The 25,606-nt window shown below is 64.4% G+C and carries 24 protein-coding genes; 15 read left to right on the forward strand and 9 right to left on the reverse strand.

Annotated features, from left to right (window positions below):
* Positions 1 to 5 precede the first annotated feature (5 nt).
* The gene (locus AC56PL_RS27280) at positions 6 to 824 is read left to right on the forward strand and encodes a DUF1206 domain-containing protein (protein ID WP_497155776.1); all 819 of its coding nucleotides are present in this window, start codon (positions 6 to 8) and stop codon (positions 822 to 824) included.
* 83 nt (positions 825 to 907) lie between these two features.
* On the opposite strand, the gene fgd is transcribed toward AC56PL_RS27280, so the two are convergent.
* Entirely contained in the window at positions 908 to 1,915 is a 1,008-nt protein-coding gene (fgd, locus tag AC56PL_RS27285; protein ID WP_495516981.1) for a glucose-6-phosphate dehydrogenase (coenzyme-F420), read from the reverse strand.
* A 139-nt stretch (positions 1,916 to 2,054) separates the two neighbouring features.
* Here fgd and AC56PL_RS27290 point away from each other — a divergent pair, with 139 nt between their 5' ends.
* Positions 2,055 to 3,947 carry an ABC transporter ATP-binding protein gene (locus AC56PL_RS27290; protein WP_497155777.1) on the forward strand — a complete coding sequence of 631 codons (1,893 nt, stop codon included), beginning with the start codon at positions 2,055 to 2,057 and terminating at the stop codon, positions 3,945 to 3,947.
* 13 nt (positions 3,948 to 3,960) lie between these two features.
* Here AC56PL_RS27290 and AC56PL_RS27295 read toward each other — a convergent pair whose 3' ends face one another.
* The gene (locus AC56PL_RS27295) at positions 3,961 to 4,851 is read right to left on the reverse strand and encodes an oxygenase MpaB family protein (protein ID WP_495516979.1); all 891 of its coding nucleotides are present in this window, start codon (positions 4,849 to 4,851) and stop codon (positions 3,961 to 3,963) included.
* A gap of 54 nt (positions 4,852 to 4,905) precedes the next feature.
* A complete protein-coding gene (locus AC56PL_RS27300) occupies positions 4,906 to 5,880 on the reverse strand; it encodes an alpha/beta hydrolase fold domain-containing protein (protein WP_495516978.1) in 975 nt (324 codons plus the stop codon).
* Positions 5,881 to 6,081: 201 nt separating this feature from the next.
* Between AC56PL_RS27300 and AC56PL_RS27305 the strand changes: the two genes are divergently transcribed.
* The gene (locus tag AC56PL_RS27305) at positions 6,082 to 9,948 is read left to right on the forward strand and encodes a Pls/PosA family non-ribosomal peptide synthetase (protein ID WP_497155778.1); all 3,867 of its coding nucleotides are present in this window, start codon (positions 6,082 to 6,084) and stop codon (positions 9,946 to 9,948) included.
* Positions 9,949 to 9,953: 5 nt separating this feature from the next.
* On the opposite strand, the gene AC56PL_RS27310 is transcribed toward AC56PL_RS27305, so the two are convergent.
* Positions 9,954 to 10,373, reverse strand: coding sequence for a DoxX family membrane protein (locus AC56PL_RS27310; RefSeq protein WP_495516976.1), 420 nt, complete (start codon positions 10,371 to 10,373; stop codon positions 9,954 to 9,956).
* Positions 10,374 to 10,569: 196 nt separating this feature from the next.
* On the opposite strand from AC56PL_RS27310, the gene AC56PL_RS27315 reads away from it, so the two are divergent.
* Positions 10,570 to 11,934 carry a M1 family aminopeptidase gene (locus AC56PL_RS27315; protein ID WP_495516975.1) on the forward strand — a complete coding sequence of 455 codons (1,365 nt, stop codon included), beginning with the start codon at positions 10,570 to 10,572 and terminating at the stop codon, positions 11,932 to 11,934.
* The gene (locus tag AC56PL_RS27320; protein WP_497155779.1) at positions 11,935 to 13,179 is read left to right on the forward strand and encodes a polysaccharide biosynthesis protein; all 1,245 of its coding nucleotides are present in this window, start codon (positions 11,935 to 11,937) and stop codon (positions 13,177 to 13,179) included.
* On the opposite strand, the gene AC56PL_RS27325 is transcribed toward AC56PL_RS27320, so the two are convergent.
* Positions 13,123 to 13,983 (reverse strand): glycosyltransferase family 2 protein, encoded by an 861-nt coding sequence (locus tag AC56PL_RS27325; RefSeq protein WP_497155815.1) that lies wholly within the window; start codon positions 13,981 to 13,983, stop codon positions 13,123 to 13,125. The two genes, AC56PL_RS27320 and AC56PL_RS27325, sit on opposite strands and share 57 nt — an antisense overlap.
* Before the next feature lie 123 nt (positions 13,984 to 14,106).
* Here AC56PL_RS27325 and ppgS point away from each other — a divergent pair, with 123 nt between their 5' ends.
* Positions 14,107 to 14,838, forward strand: coding sequence for a polyprenyl-phospho-N-acetylgalactosaminyl synthase PpgS (ppgS, locus tag AC56PL_RS27330; RefSeq protein WP_495516973.1), 732 nt, complete (start codon positions 14,107 to 14,109; stop codon positions 14,836 to 14,838).
* A 6-nt stretch (positions 14,839 to 14,844) separates the two neighbouring features.
* Entirely contained in the window at positions 14,845 to 15,219 is a 375-nt protein-coding gene (locus AC56PL_RS27335) for a DUF2304 family protein (RefSeq protein ID WP_495516972.1), read from the forward strand.
* Here the strand turns inward: AC56PL_RS27335 and AC56PL_RS27340 are convergent.
* Complete coding sequence (locus tag AC56PL_RS27340) at positions 15,213 to 15,518, reverse strand: metalloregulator ArsR/SmtB family transcription factor (RefSeq protein ID WP_495516971.1); 306 nt, start codon at positions 15,516 to 15,518, stop codon at positions 15,213 to 15,215. The genes AC56PL_RS27335 and AC56PL_RS27340 overlap by 7 nt on opposite strands.
* A gap of 107 nt (positions 15,519 to 15,625) precedes the next feature.
* On the opposite strand from AC56PL_RS27340, the gene AC56PL_RS27345 reads away from it, so the two are divergent.
* From AC56PL_RS27345 to AC56PL_RS27375, 7 genes are all read left to right on the forward strand, one after another.
* Positions 15,626 to 17,179: an ABC transporter substrate-binding protein gene (locus AC56PL_RS27345; protein ID WP_497155816.1), complete on the forward strand. Its 1,554-nt coding sequence runs from the start codon at positions 15,626 to 15,628 to the stop codon at positions 17,177 to 17,179.
* 17 nt (positions 17,180 to 17,196) lie between these two features.
* Positions 17,197 to 18,168: an ABC transporter permease gene (locus AC56PL_RS27350; protein ID WP_497155817.1), complete on the forward strand. Its 972-nt coding sequence runs from the start codon at positions 17,197 to 17,199 to the stop codon at positions 18,166 to 18,168.
* On the forward strand, positions 18,165 to 18,995 hold the full coding sequence (locus AC56PL_RS27355) for an ABC transporter permease (protein WP_497155780.1): 831 nt from the start codon (positions 18,165 to 18,167) through the stop codon (positions 18,993 to 18,995). The genes AC56PL_RS27350 and AC56PL_RS27355 overlap by 4 nt, the downstream gene beginning before the upstream one ends.
* Positions 18,992 to 19,759, forward strand: coding sequence for an ATP-binding cassette domain-containing protein (locus AC56PL_RS27360; RefSeq protein WP_497155781.1), 768 nt, complete (start codon positions 18,992 to 18,994; stop codon positions 19,757 to 19,759). Before AC56PL_RS27355 ends, AC56PL_RS27360 begins: the two co-directional genes overlap by 4 nt.
* Positions 19,756 to 20,367, forward strand: coding sequence for an ABC transporter ATP-binding protein (locus AC56PL_RS27365; RefSeq protein ID WP_497155782.1), 612 nt, complete (start codon positions 19,756 to 19,758; stop codon positions 20,365 to 20,367). Before AC56PL_RS27360 ends, AC56PL_RS27365 begins: the two co-directional genes overlap by 4 nt.
* Before the next feature lie 127 nt (positions 20,368 to 20,494).
* Positions 20,495 to 21,181, forward strand: a complete 687-nt coding sequence (locus AC56PL_RS27370; RefSeq protein WP_497155783.1) for a HEAT repeat domain-containing protein — start codon at positions 20,495 to 20,497, stop codon at positions 21,179 to 21,181.
* A gap of 383 nt (positions 21,182 to 21,564) precedes the next feature.
* The gene (locus AC56PL_RS27375; protein ID WP_497155784.1) at positions 21,565 to 21,996 is read left to right on the forward strand and encodes a globin domain-containing protein; all 432 of its coding nucleotides are present in this window, start codon (positions 21,565 to 21,567) and stop codon (positions 21,994 to 21,996) included.
* 285 nt (positions 21,997 to 22,281) lie between these two features.
* On the opposite strand, the gene AC56PL_RS27380 is transcribed toward AC56PL_RS27375, so the two are convergent.
* Together AC56PL_RS27380 and rfbA are read right to left on the reverse strand one after the other, a co-directional pair.
* Positions 22,282 to 22,914: a dTDP-4-dehydrorhamnose 3,5-epimerase family protein gene (locus AC56PL_RS27380; protein ID WP_497155785.1), complete on the reverse strand. Its 633-nt coding sequence runs from the start codon at positions 22,912 to 22,914 to the stop codon at positions 22,282 to 22,284.
* A 54-nt stretch (positions 22,915 to 22,968) separates the two neighbouring features.
* Entirely contained in the window at positions 22,969 to 23,844 is an 876-nt protein-coding gene (gene rfbA / locus AC56PL_RS27385; RefSeq protein WP_495516964.1) for a glucose-1-phosphate thymidylyltransferase RfbA, read from the reverse strand.
* 83 nt (positions 23,845 to 23,927) lie between these two features.
* On the opposite strand from rfbA, the gene rfbB reads away from it, so the two are divergent.
* On the forward strand, positions 23,928 to 24,932 hold the full coding sequence (rfbB, locus tag AC56PL_RS27390) for a dTDP-glucose 4,6-dehydratase (protein WP_497155786.1): 1,005 nt from the start codon (positions 23,928 to 23,930) through the stop codon (positions 24,930 to 24,932).
* 6 nt (positions 24,933 to 24,938) lie between these two features.
* Here rfbB and AC56PL_RS27395 read toward each other — a convergent pair whose 3' ends face one another.
* Positions 24,939 to 25,514: a TetR family transcriptional regulator gene (locus AC56PL_RS27395; RefSeq protein WP_482141322.1), complete on the reverse strand. Its 576-nt coding sequence runs from the start codon at positions 25,512 to 25,514 to the stop codon at positions 24,939 to 24,941.
* Between the last annotated feature and the right edge of the window lie 92 nt (positions 25,515 to 25,606).

A 25,606-nucleotide genomic window follows, 5' to 3' on the forward strand; every position in this document is an offset into this window, starting at 1 on the left:
GACTCATGGCCGACAACCAAGTAACTCAGGCAGTGGACAAAGCCACCGACAGCAACCTGTTCGAACGGGCCGCGCGCGGCGGCCACGTCGTCAGCGGGATCCTGCACCTACTGATCGCCTACATCATCCTGCGGCTGGCCTTCGGGTCCGGCGGTAGTGCCGACCAATCGGGCGCTCTCGCCCAATTCTCCGGCAAACCCGGCGGCACCCTGGTGCTGTGGATCGCCGTCGTGGCATTCGTGGCGATGGCGCTGTGGCGCGTCGCGGAAACAATCGTGGGTCCGCACGCCACCGAACCCGGAAGCGGCGACTCGGGTGCCTCCGGGCTCTTCGATCGCGCGAAGTCGGCCAGCGTGGCCGTTGTCTATTTCGGGTTCGCCATCTCGGCGGTGCAGTTTGCCCGCGGTAGCGGTCAATCGAGCGGCAAGCAGAACGCGGGCCTGTCGGCGCGGTTGATGGAGAACACCGCAGGCAAGACACTGCTCGTCGTGGTCGGACTGATCATCATCGCCGTCGGCGGATATCACATCTACAAAGGCGTGACCAAGAACTTCCTCGACGACCTCAAGATCACCGACAACAAGGTGGTCACCCCACTCGGGATCGTCGGTTACACCGCGAAAGGTCTGGTCCTGGTGGGCGCAGGCGTCCTCGTGATCGTGGCGTCCGTCAACTCGGATCCGTCCAAGGCCACCGGCATCGACGGGGCCGTCAAGACCCTCGGCGACGCACCGTTCGGCCAGTTCTTGATGGTCGTGGCGGCATTCGGGATCGCCGCCTACGGGCTCTACAGCTTTGCGATGGCACGCTACTCCCGCATGTAAACCCCGAAAGTGTGCCCTTTTGGCGGACCCCACCTGGGGTTTTGTTCGCCAAAAGGGCACACTTTCGGTGTCGGGGGGTGGGGTCAGCCCAGCTTGCGGAGGCGGGGTTCGAGATCCTTCTGGAAGTTGGTGAGGAATCGCGCCTGGTCATGTCCGGGGGCGTGGAACACCAGGTGGTTGAGGCCCGCATCGGTGTACGCCTTGACCTTCTCGACGGCTTCGTCGGGATCGGAGGCGACGATCCAGCGCTTGGCGACCTGCTCGATCGGCAGTTCGTCGGCCAGACGCTCCATCTCGGTCGACGAGTTCACGCTGTGCTTCTGCTCCGGTGTCAACGACAGCGGTGCCCAGAAGCGGCAGTTCTCCAGGGCCAGCTCCGGATCGGGGTCGTACGAGATCTTGATCTCGATCATCCGGTCGATGTCCTCGAAGTTGCGCTCGGCTTTCTCCGCGCCTTCCTTCACCGACGGGATCAGCTTCTCGGTGTAGAGCTCCATGCCCTTGCCCGAGGTGCAGATGAAGCCGTCGCCGCTACGACCTGCGTACCGCGCCACCACCGGACCACCGGCTGCGATGTACACCGGGACCGGCTGCTCAGGAATGTCATACATGTACGCGCCCTGCGTCTTGTAGTACTCACCGTCGAAGCTGACCTCTTCGCCGGTCCACAACTCGCGCATCAACTTGACCGCCTCACGCAACCGCGCAAAACGTTCCTTGAACTCGGGCCATTCACCCTGAAATCCGGTGGCGTATTCGTTGAGCGCTTCACCGGTGCCGACTCCGAGCATGATGCGGCCCGGGTACATGCACGCCATCGACGCGAAGGCCTGCGCGATCACCGCGGGGTTGTACCGGAAGGTCGGTGTCATCACCGAGGTGCCGATCTGAACCCGTTTGGTCCGCTCGCCCACCGCAGCCATCCAGGCCAGCGAGAACGGGGCATGGCCGCCGTTGTGGCGCCACGGCTGGAAATGGTCCGACACCGCAACCGAATCCATGCCGTGCTCTTCTGCGGCCACCGCGATCTCGACCAACTCACGAGGATTGAACTGTTCCGCCGAAGCCTTGTATCCGAGTCGCAAAACCACCGTGTCTCCCTTGATAACTATGTGCACCGTTGATTCCAGTTGACCACAACCCGCCGGCGGAAGCATCCGCCGGCCGATCAGCACCGCACTTCAGCTGCGGTTTGACTTCAAGTGAACTTGAACTCCTACAGTTGATGACATGAGCATGGAGTCAGTTGCCTGGAACACGATGTACCGGTCGGCGAACGGGCCCGACCTCGACCGCGAGAAACAACGAGGGAACCGCGGCGTGACGGTGCGCCGGATCATGACATTTGCCTCGCCACATCGTGGCAAGCTGACCGTCTTCATGATCCTCAGCGTGGTGGTCGCGGTCCTGACCGTCCTGACTCCGGTCCTGGCCGGGCAGGTGGTCAACCACATCGTCGACGGCGGTATGGCCTCAACGGTGGTGTGGCTGTCGGTCCTGATCGCGCTGATCGCGCTCGCCGAGGCCGCGGCCGGACTCGTGGTGAGCTGGCTGTCGTCCAGCATCGGCGAGGGTCTGATCTACGACCTACGCCGGGCGGTGTTCGACCACGTTCAGAAGATGCCGGTCGCGTTCTTCACGCGGACCCGCACCGGGGCCCTGGTGAGTCGCCTCAACAACGACGTCATCGGCGCGCAGCGGGCGTTCTCCGACACTCTCTCCGGAGTGGTGTCCAACATCGTCACGCTGACGCTGACCGTCGCGGTGATGATGTCGATCAGCTGGCAGATCACCCTGCTGACACTGGTCCTGCTGCCTCTGTTCGTCGTCCCGGCCCGGCGCATGGGTAAGCGGATGCAAGCACTGTCCCGGGAGGCCGCCGAGTACAACTCGCTGATGTCCACCCAGATGACCGAGCGATTCTCGGCTCCGGGCGCCACCCTGGTGAAGTTGTTCGGACGCCCCGATCACGAATCGGATGAGTTCTCCATCCGCGCCGACAAGGTTCGGGCGATCGGAGTACGCCGTTCATTGGCCCAGAGCATCTTCGTCACCTCGCTGACACTGGTCTCGGCACTGGCGCTCGCGCTGGTCTACGGGCTGGGCGGCTACCTCGCGGTCAACGGTCATCTCGACGCAGGCGCCGTGGTGTCGTTGGCCTTGCTGCTGACCCGGATGTACGCGCCGCTGACCGCACTTGCCAACGCCCGGGTCGAGATCATGAGCGCTGTGGTCAGTTTCGAGCGTGTTTTCGAGGTCCTCGACCTCCCGCCGCTGATCACCGACAAGGACGACGCCGTTACCGCACCTTCGGGCCCACAATCGCTGACCTTCGACAACGTCCGCTTCGCATATCCATCAGCCGACAAGGTCTCGTTGGCTTCACTCGAAGAAGTCGCGATCCTGGACACCCGCGGCGGCGACCAGGTTATCCACGATGTGTCGTTCACCGTGCCTCCGGGAAAGATGGTGGCCCTCGTCGGCAGTTCCGGCGCCGGGAAATCGACCGTTGCCCAACTGGCCACCCGCCTGTACGACGTTGACGGAGGTTCGATCCGGCTGGGCGGCACAGACATTCGGGACATCGAGAGCGGATCGCTGCACCGCTCGATCGGACTCGTGACGCAGGACGGACACCTGTTCCACGAAACTGTCCGCCAGAATCTGCTGTTCGCCAGCCCCGACGCCTCCGAACAGGCGATCTGGGACGCGTTGCGTCGCTCTCGGCTCGACGGCCTGGTGGCGAGTCTGGCCGACGGCCTCGACACCGTTGTCGGAGAACGGGGATACCGCCTGTCCGGCGGCGAGCGTCAGCGCCTGACCATCGCGCGATTGCTCCTGGCACAACCGTCCGTGGTGATCCTCGACGAGGCAACAGCCCACCTCGACTCCACGTCGGAAGCCGCGGTGCAGGAAGCGCTGGGCGAAGCACTCGCCGACCGGACATCAGTGGTGATCGCTCACCGCCTGTCGACCATCCGGGCGGCCGACGAGATACTCGTCTTGGAAGAGGGCCGCGTGGTCGAACGCGGCACGCACCTCGAACTGCTTGCGCGTGGCGGGCGTTACTCCGAGCTGTATCGAACCCAGTTCTCGGACAACAACTCCGCGCCGGTCAAGTGAATACGGCCACCCCTCAGGGCCGTACACCTGCCTGGGCGAATCCCTTCAGCGCAAACTTGTTGTAGCGGACTGTGGCGGGCAGCTTCCGGTAGATCGGATCGATGGCCCGAACGGCGGCGCAGAACCGCCGGTAGTTGCGTTCCTTGCGGTCACTCCACGGCAGGTCCAACTGCCGGCGGGAGCGTTCCGGCAGACCCCCGGTGGTGATGAATGCCGCAACAGGATTGACGATCGGCGAGATCACCTTCCAGACAACGGGTTTCATACCCGGAGGCAGCGGGTAGCCCTTGGTGACGAAACCGACGCCGTAGCGCGCGGTCTTGTGCGGTACGAGTACCTCGTCGACCATGTGATCCCAGTACGCAACGAAGTCGGCGTACGTCGCCGGAACCGGCCGTTCGCTGACACCGTAACGGCGATACCAGGTGACCGACTCGGCATAGATCTGCTCTTTTTCGGCGTCGGTGAGCTTCTTGATGAACCGGTCGGTCGCCGTCAGGACGATGTCGACAAACGTCGCATGTGCCCAGTAGTAGGTCTCGGGATTGAGCGCGTGGTACCGCTCCCCGCCGGGCATCTCACCCTTGATGTTGACGTGGAAGTCACGAACCGTCGGTCCGGCACTCGAACCCTCCGGCGAATAGACGGTGCCGTAGATACCCGGCAGCGAGCGCTTGACGCGAGCAAACGGGTCGTCGAAGAACACCGAATGTTCCAGGACTGCCTGTCCGAGTTCGGGCAGCATGTTCTCGAGCACGCCCGGTCGTGGACCCAGCAACGTCACCCGGCTGTCCCCGAAGTAACGCCAGGTCAGCGAGCCGGGGCCCAAGGGTGCGCCGACGAGCTCCGGGCGCGCATCGTCGGCCTCCGGCGCGGCGGCCGTCGTGTCGATTGCGTCGGTCATGAGGTCGACGGTAGCAGCAATGGAACAGATTCGGAAGATTGTGCCAACGTACGGTCAACCGGTCCCCCGCAGGTGGGTGCGCCCGCTTCGTGCGGCCGCCGCAACGGCATCCTTGGCGAACCGCGCCGTCCTCGCGATGGCCCGACGTGCTTCCGGATGGCGCCCCGCCAGCGCGGGAAATGCGTGAACCTGCCAGGCATAACTGTGCATCTGCACCTTCACGCCGGCCGCGGTCAGTGACTCCACCAGTTCGAGCGCGTCCGGCTCGAGCATCTCGCCTTCGGCAGTGACGACGATGGTCGGCGGAAAGGCCACCGGCGACACGTCCACGATCCGGCGGGCCCCGTCGAATTCGATCGGCCCCCTGTCGAACTGCGGCCGGAGCGCGGCAAGTTTGCGAATCGGGAGGTATGCGTCGCTGCGACTCGAGCGGTCGGGATTGGCGCCGAGATCGAGATCGAGGAACGGCGAATACCCGATATACGCGGTGGGAGATGGCACTCCGTCACGGTGGGCCAGCTCGACGATCTTGCCCGCGAGGAACCCACCGGCCGAATCACCCGCCACAACAACGTGTTTGAACCCGCGTTCGGTCACCAGTTCCAGGTAGGCCTGATAGGCATCGGCGACGGAGGTTCCGACGCCTGCCTCCGGAAGTTGCCGGTACGCAACCGAATACACGGGCAGGTCGACGTGCTCGCACAGCTTCCCGGCGACCGCCCGATGCGTGGCCAGGCCACACACGACGAGCGCCCCACCGTGCAGATAGAGCACGGCCGCCGCTTCATCGCGACCACTCGGGCGGGCTGGTACCGACAGTTCCACCGGTCGGCCTGCCAAGGTGATCTGCTCGCGCACCACAGACTTTCCCTTCGGACCCAGGGCGAAGATCTCATCGATGAGGTAGAGCGGCCGCAGCCCAAGGGCCCCGATGGGCCAGAGCGCGAGAGTGGGCTTCACAAAGAGCCGCGAACCCATCCAGATCGGGTACGACCGCAGGCTCGGTCGTGCATGTCTAGTCACCGACATCTGAAGTCCCCTTCGTCATGACCAGGGCATATCGTCTTGAACAGTGAATTTTAGACAAAGATTTCGTGAAGTTACACCTACCACTCCGTAGTTGGGTCGACCTGAGTACCTCACGCGAGGGGCTGATGTGGTCTCGTTGCATCGCATGTCCATGACCGGGCTGCAACACTTGTTCGGAAAACGTGGAGAGAAAGGCCCTTGGTGACAGCTCCAACCCTCGCGCAATTCAGCAGATCTGCGCAGGCGCCAACCGCACGGACCCTCATCGATGTATTGACCGAAACCGCGTCACTACATCCGGATGCACCGGCCATCGATGACGGCGACACGATTCTCACGTACGCCGAACTCATGGATCTGGTCGATGAAGGTGCGGCCTGGCTCGGCACGCGTGGGATCGGACACGGTGATCGTGTCGGAATCCGCATGCCGTCGGGGTCACGCGAGCTGTACCTGGCAATCCTTTCGACTCTGGCGGCCGGTGCGGCCTACGTGCCCGTCGACGCGGACGATCCGCCCGAGCGGGCCACCCTGGTGTTCGGTGAGGCCGGTGTGGCGGCGGTCCTCGGCGCCGAGGGCCTGCGCTGGCCGGCCGATCTCGGGCTCTCCCGTGGCGAGGGTGTCGAAAACCCGACCCCACCGACCATCGAAGACGACGCCTGGATCATCTTCACCTCCGGATCCACCGGCACACCCAAAGGTGTGGCTGTCACCCATCGCAATGCAGCGGCGTTCGTCGACGCCGAGGCATTGATGTTCTTGCAGGACGAACCACTCGGTCCCGGCGACCGGGTGCTCGCCGGGTTGTCGGTGGCCTTCGACGCGTCCTGCGAAGAAATGTGGCTGGCGTGGCGGTACGGCGCCTGCCTGGTCCCCGCGCCACGATCGCTGGTGCGTTCGGGCATGGACCTCGGGCCGTGGCTCGTCCAGCGTGACATCACCGTCGTGTCCACGGTCCCGACGCTCGCCGCACTCTGGCCGCCGGAGGCCCTCGAAGCCGTCCGGCTGCTGATCTTCGGCGGCGAGGCCTGCCCACCCGAACTCGGCGAGCGGCTGGCGGTCGACGGCCGCGAGGTGTGGAACACCTACGGCCCCACCGAGGCGACCGTGGTGGCCTGCGCCGCCCAACTCGACGGAAGCCAGCCCGTCCGAATCGGACTGCCACTGGCCGGCTGGGATCTGGCCGTGGTCGACGGCGAACAGAAGCAGGTCGACTTCGGCGAGGTCGGTGAACTGGTGATCGGTGGAGTCGGACTCGCCCGTTATCTGGATCCGGTCAAAGATGCCGAGAAGTTCTCTCCGATGGAGACCTTGGGCTGGGAACGCGCGTACCGCAGCGGCGACCTGGTCCGGTTCGAGGCCGAAGGCCTGGTGTTCATGGGCCGCGCCGACGATCAGGTCAAGGTGGGCGGGCGGCGCATCGAACTCGGCGAGGTCGACAACGCGCTGCAGCATCTACCGGGAGTCGCCGGCGCCGCCGCGGCCGTCCGGAAATCGGCGGCGGGCAATTCGTTGCTGGTCGGCTATCTCGTCTCGACCGATCCCGACTTCGACGTGGATCGCGCCCGGGATCAACTCACCGAACGGCTGCCGGCTGCCCTGATCCCGCGACTGGTACTCGTGGACGAACTGCCCACCCGGACATCTGGCAAGGTCGACCGCAACGCGCTCCCGTGGCCGCTGCCGTCCGGCGATGGCGAGCCCGACACCGGTGACCTCAGCGCGACCGAGGCCTGGTTGGCCGGGCATTGGGCAACAGTGCTCGGTGTCGGCATCACCAACGCGAAAGCCGACTTCTTCTCCGAGGGTGGCGGGTCGCTCGCGGCTGCCCAGCTGGTGACCGTCTTGCGCCAGCGGTTTCCCACCGTCACCGTCGCCGACCTCTACGACCACCCCCGGCTGGGTTCGCTGGCGCAGATGCTCGACGACCTCAACCCGGGTGCGGTCGTCGAGCCCCGGATCGTCGAACCGACGCCGCGCCGGACCGGACTGGCCCAGATCGCGCTGTCCGTACCGCTGACGACCTTGACCGGTCTGCAGTGGGCGACCTGGCTGGCCATCGCGAACAACGTCCTGTCGGCGGCCTTCGACTCGTCCTGGATCCATCCGATCAACTGGTGGATCGTTCTCGCCGCCTTCAACATCTTCATCACCCCGCTGGGCCGGATGCTGACCGCCGCGGCGGGCATCCGGCTGTTGCTGGCCGGGGTCCGCCCCGGTGATCATCCCCGCGGCGGGTCGGTGCATCTGCGGCTGTGGATCGCCGAGCGCCTGACCGAGGCCAGTGGTGCCGCGAACCTCTCCGGCGCGCCCTGGATGATCTATTTCGCCCGTTCGCTCGGCGCCCAGATCGGGCATGGCGTCGACATGCACACGTTGCCACCGGTGACGGGCATGATCACACTCGGCGACGGCTGCTCGGTGGAACCCGAGGTCGACCTGTCCGGTTGGTGGATCGACGGCGACGTCGTCCACATCGGTGAGATCGAGATCGGTGCCGGCACCAGTGTCGGTTCGCGGTCAACCCTGTTGCCGGGAGCCAGGATTGGCGCAGGCGCCGAAATCGCGCCGGGTTCCGCCGTGATGGGCCGGGTCAAGGACGGTCAACGCTGGGCCGGTTCGCCTGCGGTCAAGACCGGTAAGGCCCAGCGCCCCTGGCCGGAGGAACGGCCTGCCAGGCGCAGCTACTGGGTGCCGATCTTCGGGGTGTCGTCGGTGTTGCTGGCCGGGGTTCCGCTGGTGTCCTTGGCTGCCGGTCTGACGGTCATCGGGACCTGGGCAGGCGGCGCCGACGACCTCGAGTCGGTGACGCTGCGTGCGATGGCATTGCTTCCCGCCGCGACTCTGCTGAGCCTGCTGGTGTTCGCGGTGCTCACCGTGGTCCTGGTGCGGTTGCTGTCGATCGGCATGCAGAAGGGCTATCACCCGGTGCGCTCCCGGGTCGGTTGGCAGGTCTGGGCCACCGAGCGGTTGATGGACTCGGCCCGGACCTTCCTGTTCCCGCTGTACGCCTCACTGCTGACGCCGGTGTGGTTCCGGATACTGGGCGCCGACATCGGCAAGGGCACCGAGATCTCCACCGCCCTGGTGATCCCGAAGTTCACCACGGTCGGCGACGGTGCGTTCCTGGCCGACGACACCATGGTCGCGTCCTACGAACTCGGTGGCGGGTGGATGCACATCGACGAGGCCAAGGTCGGTAAACGCGCCTTCCTCGGCAACTCCGGCATGACCGGGCCCGGCCGTAAGGTCCCGAAGAACTCCCTCGTGGCTGTCCTGTCGGCCACACCGAGCAAGGCGAAATCGGGATCGAGTTGGTTGGGCAGTCCGCCGGTGCGCCTGCGCCGGTCCGCGGCCCAAACCGACACCTCCCGGACGTTCGATCCACCGACCAAACTGAAGATCGCCCGCGCGACCGTCGAGACGATGCGACTGATCCCGGTGATGGTCAGCTTCGGCCTTGGCCTGCTGGTGCTGATCGCCCTGCAGTACGTCGTGATCGAGACCAACTATTTCGTGGCGGCCCTCGTCAGCGGACTCGTGCTGCTGATCGCCGGTGCCGCTGCCTGCTGTATCGCGGCCGCCGCCAAATGGACTGTGGTCGGCCGTATCCGGGCCACCGAGTATCCGCTGTGGAGCTCGTTCGTCTGGCGCAACGAACTCTCGGACGCCTTTGTGGAAACGGTCGCCGCCCCCTGGTTCGCGAACGCAGCCACCGGAACACCCATCCTCAACGTCTGGCTGCGGATGCTCGGCGCCCACATCGGCAAGGGCGTCTGGTGCGAAACCTATTGGCTGCCGGAAGCCGACCTGGTGACCCTCGGCGACGGCGCCACCGTGCAACGCGGCTGTGTTGTCCAGACCCACCTCTTCCATGACCGGGTGATGGCCATGGACGAGGTCGTCCTGGGGCCCGGCGCCACGCTCGGACCACACTGCGTCGCGCTCCCGGCCTCCGGACTGGGCGCGGGCGCCACCGTCGGTCCCGCCTCACTCGTCATGCGCGGCGATGTTGTCCCCGATTCCACCCGCTGGCAAGGGAATCCGATCGCACCGTGGAACCCGTGATCGCGCTACACCTTGTTTCGGCGCCGTCGGCTCATCAGGTAGCCGTCGGCTCCGACTCGGCCGGTATCGGCGAGCCCGACGGCGACCAGGCCTGCGATCAGGGCGAGCGGCAGTTCATAGCCGTCGTCGTAGTTCCAGAACCCGTTGTCGATGTGGGCGTAGAAAATCGCGCCGATCATGTCGGCGATCAGCAACAACGACACCAATGGCGTCAGCACACCCAGGATGAGCAGGATGCCACCACCGAATTCGACCAGTGCGGAGTACCAGGCCGCTGCGGCAGGCCACGGGATGTCCAGCGACTTGAAGTACGCCTCGGTGGCATCGATTCCGTTGGTGTGCAACTTCTGCCACCCATGGAAGATGAAGATTATGCCCAGGATCACACGTGCGACCAGGGATGCGAAACTTCTCGATGTACCCATGACTATGGTCCTTGTCCTCGGGAAAAAGTACGTCGACTTCAGCGGCTATCTGCCCCACGGGTCTTGAAGCACCGTCGCCTCGGTGGCCATGTAACGTCACCACCGATCACGAATCGGCGGTGCGACGTCATAGATGTCCACCCACAAGCCATTCAACGCGATCGACGATGCACATCGGAACCGAACAGGAGGATTTGTGCCAGGTAAACTCGGCAGGCGCCCCTCCAGGACCGGGCAATCGCTGTTGGGCGACCCGTCGGACGGAATCGACCCGTATCTGCCTGCCAACGGCAATCTCGGATACCGGGTATCGCGCTACGACCTCGACCTCGAATACAAGGTCGCCACCAATCGACTCGCCGGAGTCGCCGCCATCACCGCGACCACGGTCAGCAACCTGAGTCGCTTCAGCATCGACCTGTCCTCCGCGCTCAAGATCGAACGCGTCACGATCAACGGCAAGCGTCCGGCCCGGTACAGCCACCGCAGCCACAAGCTCAACATCACGCTTGCCACCGAACTCCCCGCAGGCGGCGGGATGATCATCGTGGTCAAGTACGCGGGCAACCCCAAACCGATCCGCGGCCAATGGGGCGAGGTCGGCTGGGAAGAGCTCACCGAGGGTTCACTGGTCGCCGGCCAGCCCAACGGGGCCGCATCCTGGTTTCCCTGCGACGACCACCCGAGTTCCAAAGCCGCGTACGGGATCTCGATCACCACCGACAGTCCCTTCATGGCGGTGGCCAACGGCGTTCTCAAGAGCAAGCGCACCAAGGCCGCCCAGACCACGTGGGTCTACGAACAGATCGAGCCGATGGCGTCTTATCTGGCCACCGTTCAGATCGGCGCGTATACCCGAAAGACGCTGAGTACCAAACCAGTTCCCATCCACGCCGTGATCCCGCCGCGACTGCGCAAAGAGTTCGACCTCGACTTCGCCAAGCAGCGGTCGATCATGGAAGTGTTCGTCGACCTGTTCGGCCCGTACCCGTTCCCGGAGTACACGGTGGTGGTCACCGACGACGAACTCGAGATCCCGATCGAGGCCCAGGGCATGTCGATCTTCGGCGCCAATCACTGCGACGGGACCGGTTCGTCCGAGCGTCTGATCGCACACGAATTGGCACATCAGTGGTTCGGCAATTCACTGACGCTGAACCGGTGGAAGGACATCTGGCTGCACGAGGGCTTCGCCTGCTACAGCGAATGGTTGTGGTCGGAGCGCTCGGGCGGACTCAGTGCCGAGGCCCAGGCCCGCAAGTACTACGGCCGGTTGTCGGCATCCCCCATGGATCTGGTGATCGGCGATCCCGGGCCCAAGAACATGTTCGACGACCGGGTCTACAAACGAGGCGCGCTGACGCTTCATGCCCTGCGGAAGCGTGTGGGCGACAACAACTTCTTCGATCTGCTCCGGGAATGGACGAAGGACTACCGCTACAGCTCGGTGACCTCGGCCGACTTCGCCGGCCTGGCCGCCAAGCACAGCCCGGAGCCGCTGAACGATCTGTGGCAGCACTGGCTCTATGAGAAGCCGCTGCCTGCGTACCCGGGTGTCTAGATGAGTCGGGTGGCCCTGGCGACCGTGATCGCCGCGGTGTCCGGCTATCTGGTCCTCTTGCTCGCGGCCCGCGCCCTCGGCGCCGACAGCTACGCAGCGTTCGCGGTGTTCTGGGCCGCTTACGGACTGGTCACCGGAACGCAGAACGGGCAACTCCAGGAAACGACCCGCGCGATCCGGGGCGCCCGGATCCGGGGCGCCGGCACCGACGACGCCCGGCCGATGCCGCTCAACGCCGCTGTCGGGGTCGGGTTGGCCCTGGTGGTTGCGGCAACCGCGATCGGCTGGGCCGGCGCGGTATTCGAGTGGTACAGAGTCGAATCGGTGCTGTTGCTCACCGCGGGTGTCGCGGCGTTCGGCATCTACGCCGGTCTCGGCGGCGCCCTGTCCGGCCTGGGACGGTGGGGACCGTTTGCCACCCTGCTCATCGTTGACGCGCTGATCCGGCTGGTACTCACCGTCATTGCCGTCATCGCCGGATGGGGTTTGTTCGCGTTTTTGGTGATGACCATCGCGGGCACGATCTCGTCGGCGGTTGTCGTCCTGTGTCTGCGGCCGGCCCGCGCAGCGCTGGGTGCCCGCGGCGATGTCCCGGTCCGGGCATTGGCCCGAAACACCTTCACGGCCATGGCCGCAGCATTGGCCAGTGCGGTCCTGGTGATGGGCTTCCCGGTGCTGATCAAGCTGTCCACCTCCGGCGACCTCGACTCGGTGGCCGGTGCCGTGATCTTGGCGGTGACCCTGACCCGAGCCCCGTTACTGGTGCCGCTGAACAGCTTTCAGGGTGTTCTGATCAGCCGGTTTGTCGAGAATCGCGACCGGGTCACGGCGTCTCTGATGGCCCCGCTACTGACTGTGACCGGTGTCGGCGTGATCGGTGCGATCGCGGCGTGGCTGGTCGGGCCGTGGCTACTCGAGACCATCTTCGGCGCCGACTACCGACTCTCCGGTGCCACCATCGCCGCGCTGACAATCGGTGCGGTGGCAATGGCGGTCCTCACGCTGACCGGCGCGATGGCCCTGGCCGTCGGAGCGCACCGCCTCTACGCAACCGGCTGGTGGGTGGCCACCAGCGCAAGCGTCGGCCTGCTGTTCGTGCCTGCAGACCTCGAGGTGCGGGTCTCGATCGCCCTCATCGCCGGACCGTTGATCGGGATGGCCGTCCACCTGTGGGCCGCGCGGTCCACCTCAACCGACGACGTGTCGCACGAGCGTGGAGACAATCGGCCACTGCCTGCCGAGTAGCGCTCCGGGCACCAACGTCGCCGCATTCAGCCGTGAGGTCGGGTGGCGACGCGCGGCACGGGCCGCATCGGGCCAGCCGATCTCGCAACACCGCTGTGCCTCGTCCGAAAAGAAGGCGCGTTCCTCATCGAATCGCCTGCCGTCGACCGCCTGCAGTGAACTCACCGATTCGGTGTGCCTGCGGTAGGAAAAGGTGACGCCTTCGGTGAGGACCAGCGCCCCACCGGCCCGCGCGATGTCGAGGAGCAGGGCCAGGTCGAGCACGATCTCCAGGCCGGGCCGGAATCCGATCGGCTTCGCGACCGAGGTCCGCCAGACCAGGGCCGGGAAGTACGTCCAGTTGCCGCGGTACAGACTCGCGGCCAGCTCCTCACCTTGTAGAACGGCAGGCGCCTGCGGTGTCATACGGGCCTTCACCCGGTCACCCAGCGGGTGGACGACGGAGTCCTCGGCATCGATGACCTGCACGCCCAGTTGCACCACAGCTGCGGCGGGATGCGCGTCGAGAGCGGCCACCGCGTTGGCCAAATGCTGCGGCGCCATGACGTCGTCGCAGCCCATGAGGGTGAATGCAGGTGCCTCGACAAGGTCCACACAGCGCCGGAAGTTGCCGTTGACGCCGAGATTCACCTCGTTGCGCAGATAGTGCACGCGGGCATCGCCGAGCGACTGCAGCCAACGCGCGGGCTCGGGGTCGGGGTACTGATCGTCGACAACCACCAGCCGAAAGTCGGTGAAGGTCTGATCCAGCACGCTGCGGACCGCGGCTTTCAGTTGATCCACGTCACCGTAGAACGGCAACATGACGTCGACAGCGAGCACGCTCCGCAGCGTACAGCGGCGATACCGATAGACTGCCTATCGGCCCGACAGCGGTTGGGTTGTCCGGGACCTGGTTCGGTACCCGGTCGACGTGTGCGTGGAGGTGTGGTCATCACTGTCTCACCCCTTGCCACCCCGCCTGCGGCCACCGGTAATTCCGATGTCTGGCTGATCGTTCCCGTGTTCAACGAGGAGCCGGTGATCCGCTCGGTGATCACCGCGGCCAAGAAGACATTCCCGAACATCGTCTGCGTCGACGACGGCAGCAAGGACGATTCCGTCTCCGAGATCCGGGCCTCGGGCGCCGATCTCGTCCGTCACCCGGTGAACCTCGGCCAAGGGGCCGCGATCCAGACCGGTGTCGAATATGCGCGGGCACAGCCGGGCGCGCAGTACTTCGTGACGTTCGATGCCGACGGCCAACACCAGGTCGACGATGTTGTCGCGATGCTCGCACGGCTGCGCAACGAGCCGCTCGACATCGTGATCGGCACCCGCTTTGCCGAAGACCGCAGCAAGAGCGTCCCGCTGTTCAAGCGGATGGCACTGCGCACCATCGTCTTCCTCAGTCCCCGGACCCGCCGGATGGGTCTGACCGACGCCCACAACGGTCTGCGGGTTTTCAACGCCACGGTGGCAGGCCAACTCGACCTGATCATGAACGGGATGAGCCACGCGTCAGAGTTCGTCGCACTCATCGATGAGCACAAGTGGCGTGTGTCCGAACAGCCGGTCACCATCCTCTACACCGAGTATTCGATGGCCAAAGGCCAGTCGCTGCTCAACGGTGTCAACATCTTGAGCGACGGTCTGCTCGGTGGCCGGATGAGGCGGTAGCACCCAATGCTGGTCATCCAGATACTTCTGATCCTTGCCGTGCTCCTGATGGTCGGCTACTTCATCACCCGCCGCGGCAGTGCCCGGGCCTCGGCGTGGGTGAAGTTGATCTTCTTGGCATTCCTGGCCTTTGGCGTCTACGCGCTGTTGCGGCCGGACGATCTGACGGTGATAGCGGGCTGGGTCGGGGTCGGTCGTGGTACCGACCTGGTGCTGTACGGACTGGTGGTGGCCTTTGCCTTCACCACGATCAGCACCTACCTGCGGTTCCGGGACGTCGAGATCAAATACGCGCGGCTCGCGCGGTCGGTGGCGCTGCAGAACGCTGCGCGCGAGAACGACCACGAGCCACCGGACCCACCCGCCGATCCGGCTCAGTGATGGTGCGGGTGCTCGGCGCCCATGATGTCGTGCAGGATTCGGTGCACGATGGCATCGGCCACCACGCGATAGTGGACGGAACGACCGGTCTTCGTGGTGGTCACCCAGCCCTGATCCCGTAGCGCCCGTAGAGACTGCGATGCAGCGTTCTCGGTGATCCCGGCCGCCTCGGCGAGTTCGGCCACCACCGCCCCGGGATGTTCGTGCATGTGGGTGATCAGGCGTAAGCGGGTGGAATCAGACAGCAGGGCAAAGCGTTTGGCCCACTCGTCCACATTCTCCCGCTGGGGTTCACTCACGGTGTTACGATACTGCACACCGCACATGTGTCTATAGCGACATATGTCTTTCTAGACATATATGAGAGGGTTCCACGTTGGCCTCGCCGCGACGCCCGATACTGCTCATGACCGCCTGTGCGCTGATCCTTGCCGGATGTTCATCACCTTCGGTCGACGACACCGACCGCGTGGTACTCGCCGACAGCCAGGAACTCGGCGGCTACAACCCGATATCGGGTTACGGCGCGCTGGGCGTATCCCCGATCTACGAGGGCCTGTTGCGCCCTGAGTCGGTCACCGACACCGGGTTACCAGCACTTGTCCCTTCGCTTGCCGAGAGCGCCCCCGAGCCGGTCGGTCCTCGCCGATGGCGTTTGGCGCTGCGCCCGGATGTCACCTTTTCCGACGGCTCGGGGTTCGATGCGGCAGATGTGATCGCCACCTATGCCGCGGTCCGCAATCCGGTTGTCGCATCCGAGATCTCGGCCGGCCTGGCACCTGTCGTCGATGTCGCCGCCGACGGACCGGATGCCGTGACCGTCACCATGAACACCGACGCCGACCCTTCGCCGTATCTCCTGCTCGGTATCGCGCCGTCGGAGATGGTCGAGGATGCACCGGCGGCCGACTGGGCGCTGAACACCAAACCTGTTGGTACCGGCCCGTATGAGCTGGAAAGCCTGGACGCCGATCAGGCCGTGATGGTCGCCCGCTCCGACTACCGGGGGGCGCTTCCCCAGGTGACCACACTGGTTTTCACGCACAGCCCCGACGACAACAGTCGGTCCGCACAGATTTCGACCGGTGAGGTCGACGGCGGTCCCCTTCCCCCGAAGATGCTCGCCGCCCTCGACGGCCGCGACGGCATCGAGACCGTCGGAGTCCAGTCGGCCGATTGGCGCGGGGTGTCCTTTCCCAGCGGCAACGCCTTCACCGCCGATCCACGGACGCGGCTCGCCATGAACCACGGCGTCGACCGCGCTGCCATGATCACCGATGTCCTGGCCGGTCACGGTCGGCCCGCCAGCACCCCGGTGGCGGCCGTCTACGGGGACGCCTACAACCCGGATGCGGTGTTCGACTACGACCCGGCGCAGGCCTCCACGATGCTCGACGCTGCCGGCTGGCGGATTGCAGGGGCCGGGGATGTCCGCGAAAAAGATGGCGTCCAAGCATCATTCGAGTTGCTCTACAACGCGCAGGACACCCTTCGACGCGACCTTGCCGTCGCATTTGCCGCGGCCATGCAGCCGTTGGGCATCAAGGTCACACCCCGTGGCAGTAGCTGGGACGACATCGAAACCAGAATGGGCACTTCGGCAGTCCTGCTCGGCGGCGGAGATACGCCGTACAGCATCGACTCTCAGGTCTACAACACACTGCACACCCGGGTTCCGGATTCGTCGCCCTACTCCAACCCGGGCAACTTCACCGCCCCCGGATTGGACAAGCTCCTGGAGCAGGCCCGCGAATCGGCGACCTCGCCGGAGAACGACGCCCGGTACCGCGAGATCCAGACCATGTACATGACGCAGCCGTCGTCGGTTTTCCTGGCATTCCTCGACCACACGTACGCATACCGCGACCTCGGCTGGCAACAGAGCGCGCCAATCCTCGAACCGCACTCCCACGGGGTGACGTGGGGTCCGTGGTGGCGCATCTCCGCCTGGCAACGGTGAATGCGACACGGCGCCGGATGATCCCGGCGGTTCGCTTGCTGGGACTTCGCGCACTGATAGCGATCCCGGTGACCGTTGCGGTCTCGGCCGCGATCTTCCTGCTGGCGTCGCTGTCGCCATTTGATCCACTGGCCGCCTATCTGGGCGACAACTATCAAAGCGCCACCCAGTCGCAGCGACAGGCAACTGCCGATGCCTACCACACCGACCAGTCCTGGTACGGCGCGTGGTGGCAGTGGATTCGCGATCTGCTTCACGGCGATCTGGGGTGGTCATCGACCCAATCTCTGCCGGTGGCAGAGGTTCTCACCAGCAGGTTACCGTTCACCCTCGGCCTGTCCGCGGCCGCGTTGCTCGCCGCAACGCTCATCGCCGTCGGGCTCGGTGCGGTGGCCGGTATGCGCCGCGGTGGCCTCGTCGACAGGCTCTGCTCGGGTGCATCCGCACTGTTCGCATCGGTTCCGCCGTTTGTGGTGTCCCTCGTCCTGGTGTCGGTACTGGCCGTGGGGCTGCGGTGGTTCCCCACCTCAGGGGCCCGCGATCCCGGAGATCCGTACACCGCGTCCGGCATACTCATGCACGCCGTGTTGCCCTTTGTGGCACTGACACTTTCACAGATTCCGTGGCTGCTCCTCACCACCCGGGCGTCGGTTGTCGAATCAATCGGCTCCGATGCGGTCCGAGCCGCAAGGGCACGGGGCATCGGCGGCGCGGCCCTGATGCGCGGTCACGTTCTTCCGACCTCGGTGGTTCCGACCCTTGCCCTGCTCGGGACCCGGTTGCCCGAGGTCATTGCCGGCGCGGCCATCGTCGAGACCATATTCGGCTGGCCGGGCGTGGCATCGGTCCTGGTCGACTCTGCTGCCGCACTGGACTTTCCCCTGATGGCCGCGCTCGCGGTCGGCTCCGCACTGGCCGTGCTGCTGGGATCCGCATTGTCCGATGCCGCCGCGACGGCGCTGGATCCCCGGATCGGGATGGCGGCATGATCGCGCAGTCACTGATGCGGCGGCGGACGGTCCGGCACTGGCCGTGGTTGCTGCTGTCGGCTATCGCGGTGTTCGCCGTCGTGGTACCGATCGTGGCAGGCGAGCAGGTGGCCGACTTCAGCCGGGCACTACTGGCTCCCGGCGCCGATCAGCTACTGGGGACCGACCATTCCGGCTACGACCTACTCGTCCGAACGGCAGAAGGTCTGCGCATCTCACTGGCGATGGCGGCGATATGTGCCGTCGTCGCAACACTTCTGGGTGTTGCCATCGGACTCTTGTCGGTGACCGCAGGCGGCTGGATCGATGCCGTGGTGATGCGGGTCGTCGACGGATTCAACGCCCTGCCCCATCTGGTGGTCGGAATCGTCATCGCCGCACTGTGGCGCGGGGAACCGCTCGCGATCCTCGCCTCCATCGCCCTGACCCACTGGCCCGCCGTGGCGAGGGTCGTCCGCGCAGAACTGTTGGCGGGCGCCGAATCCGGCTGGGTGCACACGGCTCGTCTGGCCGGCGCCTCACGCCGGTTTGTGGCGCGACACCACCTCTTACCTGCGGTCGGCGGTCAGGCGTTGGTGGCGATGGTGATGTTGTTGCCCCATGCGGTGTGGCATGAGTCGACGCTGTCGTTCCTGGGTGTCGGACTGTCGCCGGATCGGGCCAGTCTGGGCACTCTGCTCGGGCAGGCACGCGGCGACGTGATGCTCGGTGCCTGGTGGACGTTGGCCGTCCCCGCCTGCGCGCTTGTCCTCACGGCTCTGGCCATAGCGGCCGCCGCCTCCGGGCTACGGCGGCGGATGGAACCACCACAGGGAGTGATCTGGTGAATGCCGGCGCTGATATCCGAGGCCTGAAGGTGCAGATCGCCACGCGGGGTGGTCGGGATTCGCCGAGTGTGACCGGCCTGGCCGGTGTCGACCTGACGCTGGCGCACGGGGAACTGACCGCACTCATGGGCGAATCCGGTTGCGGCAAATCACTTGTCGCGGTGGCGCTCTGCGGCCTCCTCCCACCCGGATGCAAAGTCAGTGGCGCCGTCGAGATCAAAGGCGAAGCGATCGCCGCCGACGACGAGAAGCGCTGGCGCCGGATCCGCGGGCATCACGTTGGCCTGGTTCCCCAATCCCCTGCCACCTCCTTCACCCCGGTGCGGACTGTCGGTTCTCAGATCGAAGAGTGCATTCGCGTCTTGGATGGCACCCGCAGTGCCATCGAATTGGCCGAACTGGTCGAACTTCCGGTTTCGGCGCTGGAGCTGTTTCCACACGAATTGTCGGGCGGCATGGCTCAACGTGCCGCGATTGCTGCTGCACTGGTCGGCAATCCGTCGGTGGTGGTGGCCGACGAACCGACCTCCGCGCTCGATCCCGACCTCGCCGCAGCGACCTGGAGACTCTTACGTTCGACCGCTGATGCCGGCGCAGCCGTCCTTGTCATCACCCATGACGTGACAAGCCTTTTCGCAGCAGACATCTGCGATTCCGTCGCACTGATGCGCGCCGGACGGATTGTTGCCGACGGTCCGCCCGCGTCGGTGCTACGCATCGACAACACCTATGTCAGCCAGTTCTTCGATGGAGTTGCGGTGTGAACAGCCATATCCTGCAGGCCAAGTCGATCTCTGTTCGATTCGGCGACCAGAACGTTCTGGAAAACGTCGACCTCGAGATGAGATCAGGCGAGATCACCGGCGTCGTCGGGCCTTCCGGAACTGGAAAGACAACCCTGCTTCGGGTGATGGCGGGTCTGCAGACGCCAGATTCGGGGACGGTCTCCTACAACGGCAGTCCCGATACGGCGCCCGGGTCATTGGCCATGCTCGACCAGCATCCGCGCCTGGTCTGCAATCCTCGCTGGACACTGTCGCAGATCATCACCGAACCTGCCGACATCGCCGGTCGCACTGTTGATCTCGTCGCGGTCGCCGAACGCGTCGGCCTCGATCTGCAATTGCTCACCAGATTTCCGACCCAGGTCAGCGGAGGACAACTCCAACGCGCCTGCATCGCACGGGTGCTCGTCGGCGAGCCGGCATTTCTTCTCTGCGACGAACCCACCGCCATGCTCGATCCCATCGCCACCACCGCCGTCGTCTCGCTCCTACGACAGCTATCCGAGGACGGCACGGCCATCGCACTCGTCAGCCACGACCATGCACTGCTCGATCGGCTCTGCACCTCGGCGAGAGTGCAGTTGTGAAGGCGCCGACCCAGTAGGTTCCTTCACAACTGCAGTCTCAACCAGGTGGAGACGGTGCTGCTACAGGCGTGCGTTTCGACCACACTGGTGCCCGTAACCTTAGCATTCACCTGCGGGAGGACCTCGAATGGTCAACAAAGCCGACTGGCAGCAACAACTGGAGCAGTTGGACCGGTCAGCGTGGCCGGCATTCCTCGATTCGAATTCCGGGCTTCCTGGACCACGGGGCAACATCGAGTTGGCGATGGCACTGGCAGAAGTGGCCGACAGCGACTGTGTCGACGACCTGCTCGGCAGCGGTGACGAGTACCGGATGTTCTGCGGCGCAATCTGCCTCGGCGCTCGCACCGCAGAAAATGAAGTGGCAACGCGCATGCGGGCTTTGGCCACCGACGACCGGTGGCGGATACGCGAAGGAGTCGCAATCGGTCTGCAGCGCCTCGGCGATACCGACTCGGCTGCACTGAAACTCATCGTCAACGACTGGGTAGACGATTCCGACCCATTGGTGCAGCGGGCAGCCATTGCCGCGATCTGCGAGCCACGCCTGCTGCGCAATCCGGTCGCTGCCGCGGCGGCGATCGACGCCTGCAAACGCGCCAGTGAGCATTTGGCGGCGCGACCGCTGCAGACACGTCGAGATCCAGGGGTACGCACTCTCCGGCAAGCGCTCGGCTACTGCTGGAGCGTAGCCGTCGCTGCCAATCCCCTACCGGGCCTGACCGAGTTCGGGAGCCTTGATGATTCAGACCCCGACGTCGCGTGGATCATCACCAACAACCTTCGCAAAAAGCGGCTCGCCCGCCTGCTGTGAACCGGACTCCCGACGTCGTAGCCAACGGTCGGTTCCGTCAGTGCCTGAAGGAATGCAGTGACGTCGCGTCGTAGCCTTGGGAGATTGCGCATTCGGTGAGTATGGGGAGAATCGCCGGCCAGGATACGACCCCTTGTGATCCGCACCACAGCTATGCTACTCATGAAACAGCGATACAACACACGTTTCATTGCTTCAGCCTGCACGGCCCGACAGGACAATCCGGAAAACCGGAGAGTTGTCGCTTCATGCTCGGCAGTGAGATCACCAACAGGCTCCGCATACCCACCGGGTACGGGATATGCAGCGGGGCCAGGTCTCGACACTGCGCAGAAAGGACACCACCCATGGACCAGAACCTACTCCAGCAAAGCCTGACACTGGTGGCCGCGGACGATCCCGACTTCACGGTTCGCTTCTACGAGCGTCTGTTCTCCGAACATCCTTCGGTAAAGCAGCTTTTCGGAGAAAACATCCGCCCACAGGCGGCGATGCTACAACAAGCGATAGTTTCCGTCCTGGACCATCTTGACGACCCGAGTTGGCTCCAATCGACCCTGGGATCACTCGGCAGGGTGCACGCCACACTCGGAGTCACACCGCAGATGTATGGCTGGGTAGCAACAACATTGATCACGACCATGGCTGACATCGGTGGCAGTGAGTGGACCGATGCCATGTCCGGGGCCTGGACAGAGGCCCTGGACGCGGTGGCCGAGATGATGCTCGATGCCTACCCGCCAGAATCACCTGGCGTTGAAACCGGCACTGACAACAAGCAACTACTCAGCAGTCTGGACCGGGAACGAAGGTAAGGCATGGAGATTGGGTGAGTGCCATCTATGCGACATCGTTGGTAGTTGAACTCGCCCGCATTGATTGACAACAATTCATGGACGAGAAAGGACCACTATGCTGCTTACGCTCTTTTACTTCATCGAATCCATCGACAACGCCCTCTGGGACCTCGCCGAGTCGGTGATTACTGGCAGCTCCGCCTAGCATCGACGTGCCGGTTGGCCCGCCTCGTACGTTGCGGGCCAACACACTCGTGTTCGTCGAGCACTTGCACGAACGGTGTTCGGTCAACCCCCACCGTCCTAGCCGACGGCATCCGGATCAGCCAGACCACGAAGGAATGCAGTGACGTCGTCGAAGTCCGGAAGCAGGCCGGACTGCCGCGCTTGAGCCAATGTTGGTGCGGTGGTGTCTTTGTCGGAGAGTGTGAAGGTCAGCGGACTGCCGTCGCGGGCTGCGCTGGGTAGGTTGAGGCCAAGTGCTGGGTCCAGTGGTGAAATGCCGTGTTCGCCGGTGGGGTTGTAGCCGGCCGAGCACAGGTAGGTGACCACCGAGTCATCTTCGAGGCAGACGAATGCGTGGCCGAGGCCTTCGCCGACGTAGACCGCTTTGCGGTTGGAGTCGTCGAGCAAGACACCTTCGGATTGGCCGAAAGTCAGTGAGCCCACACGGATGTCGACGACGATGTCGTAGATGGCGCCTTTGGGGCAGCTGACATATTTGGCTTGTCCGGGTGGGACATCGGCGAAGTGCACACCGCGCAGCACGCCGGCCGCCGAGACCGAAAGGTTTGCCTGTTGCAGGTCGAACGGGTGGCCGATGGCTTCGGAGAGCAGGTCGGCGCGGAACGATTCCATGAACAGTCCACGAGGATCGCCGAACATGGTGGGGGTGACGACAAAGGCACCGTCGATGGACAGGGTTTCGATCTGCATGATGTCAGTTTTCCATCTCGTCAGCGTTCAATTGTCGTCAGCGTTCAATTGCCGTCAGTGGTCTTTGCCGCGCTGCAGCAAGTCCAAGAGGTAGTTGCCGTACCCGGATTTGAGCAGTTTCGTTGCGGCGGCTTCGAGTTGGTTGTCGTCGATGAATCCGCGACGCCAGGCAACCTCTTCTGGGACAGCGATTTTCAGTCCCTGCCGTTGTTCTACGGTGCGCACGAAGTTCCCGGCGTCGAGCAGGGAGTCGAAGGTGCCGGTGTCGAGCCAGGCGGTGCCGCGGGGCAGGACTTCGACCTGTAGGCGGCCCTGGTCGAGGTAAGTGCGGTTGACGTCGGTGATCTCGTATTCGCCCCGTGCGCTGGGCTTGAGGTTGGCGGCGATGTCGATGACGTCGTTGTCGTAGAAGTACAGGCCCGGGACCGCGTAGTTGGATTTGGGGTGTTCGGGTTTTTCTTGCAGGTCAACAGCTTTGCCGTCGGAATCGAAATCGACAACGCCATAGTCTTCGGGGTTGCGGACCCAGTAGGCGAACACCGCACCGCCGTCGATGGACTGGAAACGGTTGAGTTGTTCACCCAGGCCGGCCCCGTAGAAGATGTTGTCGCCCAGGACCAGGGCCACCGAGTCGTTGCCGATGTGATCGGCACCCAATACGAACGCCTGCGCCAGACCGTCCGGCTTGGCCTGGACCTGATAGGTCAACGACAGACCGAACTGGGAGCCGTCACCGAGGAGAGCCTTGAACGCGGCTTCGTCATGGGGGGTGGTGATGATCAGGATGTCTCGGATTCCGGCGAGCATCAGCGTGCTCAGCGGGTAATAGATCATCGGTTTGTCGTATACCGGCACCAGCTGTTTACTGACACCCTGAGTGATCGGATGCAACCTCGATCCGGTTCCCCCGGCCAGAATGATTCCGCGCATGGTTCACACCATAGGGTGCGGGTCCTGTAACTGCCCGGAACTGACCCGGTCGGTAGGGTTGCACCAGCGAATGGAGGCAGCAAATGCGGGTATTGATCACCGGTGGCGCCGGATTCATCGGCGCCAATTTCGTGCACCGCACCCTGGCCACCAGGCCCGATGCACAGATAGTCGTCCTGGATGCGATGACCTACGCCGCCAATGCCCAATCATTGGAACCAGTTGCCGACCGCATCGAGTTCGTCAAAGGCGACATCGCCGACAACGGCCTCGTCGACACACTGGTCGCCGAGGCCGACCTGGTGGTCCACTTCGCGGCCGAATCCCACAACGACAACTCGCTGGCCGACCCCACCAGCTTTGTCCACACCAATATCGTCGGCACCTTCTCGCTGCTCGAAGCGGTCCGCAAACACAACGTCCGCTACCACCACATCAGCACCGACGAGGTCTACGGCGACCTCGAACTCGACGACCCACACCGCTTCACCGAAGCCACCCCCTACAACCCCTCGAGCCCCTACTCCTCCACCAAAGCCGGAAGCGACCTACTCGTACGCGCCTGGGTCCGCTCCTTCGGAGTACAAGCCACCATCTCCAACTGCTCCAACAACTACGGGCCCTACCAACACATCGAAAAGTTCATCCCCCGACAGATCACCAACGTCCTGAGCGGCATCCGCCCCAAGCTCTACGGCACCGGCACCAACGTCCGCGACTGGATCCACGTCAACGACCACAACGACGCCGTCTGGACCATCATCGACAAAGGCCAGATCGGCGAAACCTACCTGATCGGCGCCGACGGCGAAGCCGACAACCGCACCGTCATCGAAACCATCCTCGAACTCACCGGCCAACCCAAAAACGCCTTCGACTTCGTCACCGACCGACCCGGCCACGACCTGCGCTACGCCATCGACTCCACCCGCCTGCGCACCGAACTCGGCTGGCAACCACAATTTCTCGACTTCCGCGCCGGCCTGGCCGACACCATCAACTGGTACCGCGACAACCCCCAATGGTGGCAACCCCTCAAACAAGCCACCGAAAACAAATACGCCACCACCGAAAAAGTGGTTGAGTAGCGATCGTCAGGTATCTCGGCAATCCGCCGCGAACTGAGCTCCCAACTCAGACATGGTTGCGTGGATACAACGCGCGAAATCGTCCCCCGAATCGTCGCTCAGCCACATTTCGAAACCGACCTTGAACACCGTGACCCCGACTTCGGCGAGCAGCGCGGCCGCGGTATCTGCGACACCTCGGGCGCGTAGCGCTTCGGCGATCGCCGACGCAAGTCTGGCAAGTTTGAGGAGTTCGCGTTCCTCCAAGCTGGAGTTCGCCGCGATGACGGCGGCCCGTCGACGTGCATCGTCCCGGTCGAGCAGAACCTCCCCGATGGCCTCGATCGCGGCGACCACCACATCGATCGCATCCAGTTCAGACGAGGCCGACGAGATCGCGCCGACAACAAAGTTCTGCAACTCATCGGACTTCCCGAACAACACCTCCCGCTTGTCCGCGAAGTGGCGAAAGAACGTGCGTTCGGTGACGCCCGCCCGCTGCGCGATCTCCAGCGCCGTCGTCTGCTCGAATCCGCGCTCGCCAAAGAGATCGACGGCAGCGCCGATCATGCGGCCGCGCGCGTCCGGTTCCCATCGTGCCATCGCAGAAGCTTAGCGATGTCAGCACCTGACATCATATGCTACTCTGATGACAGTTACTGACATCAGGCCCGGGAGTTCCGGACCATTGACAA

It is taken from the genome of Williamsia sp. Y721 (assembly GCF_059683565.1).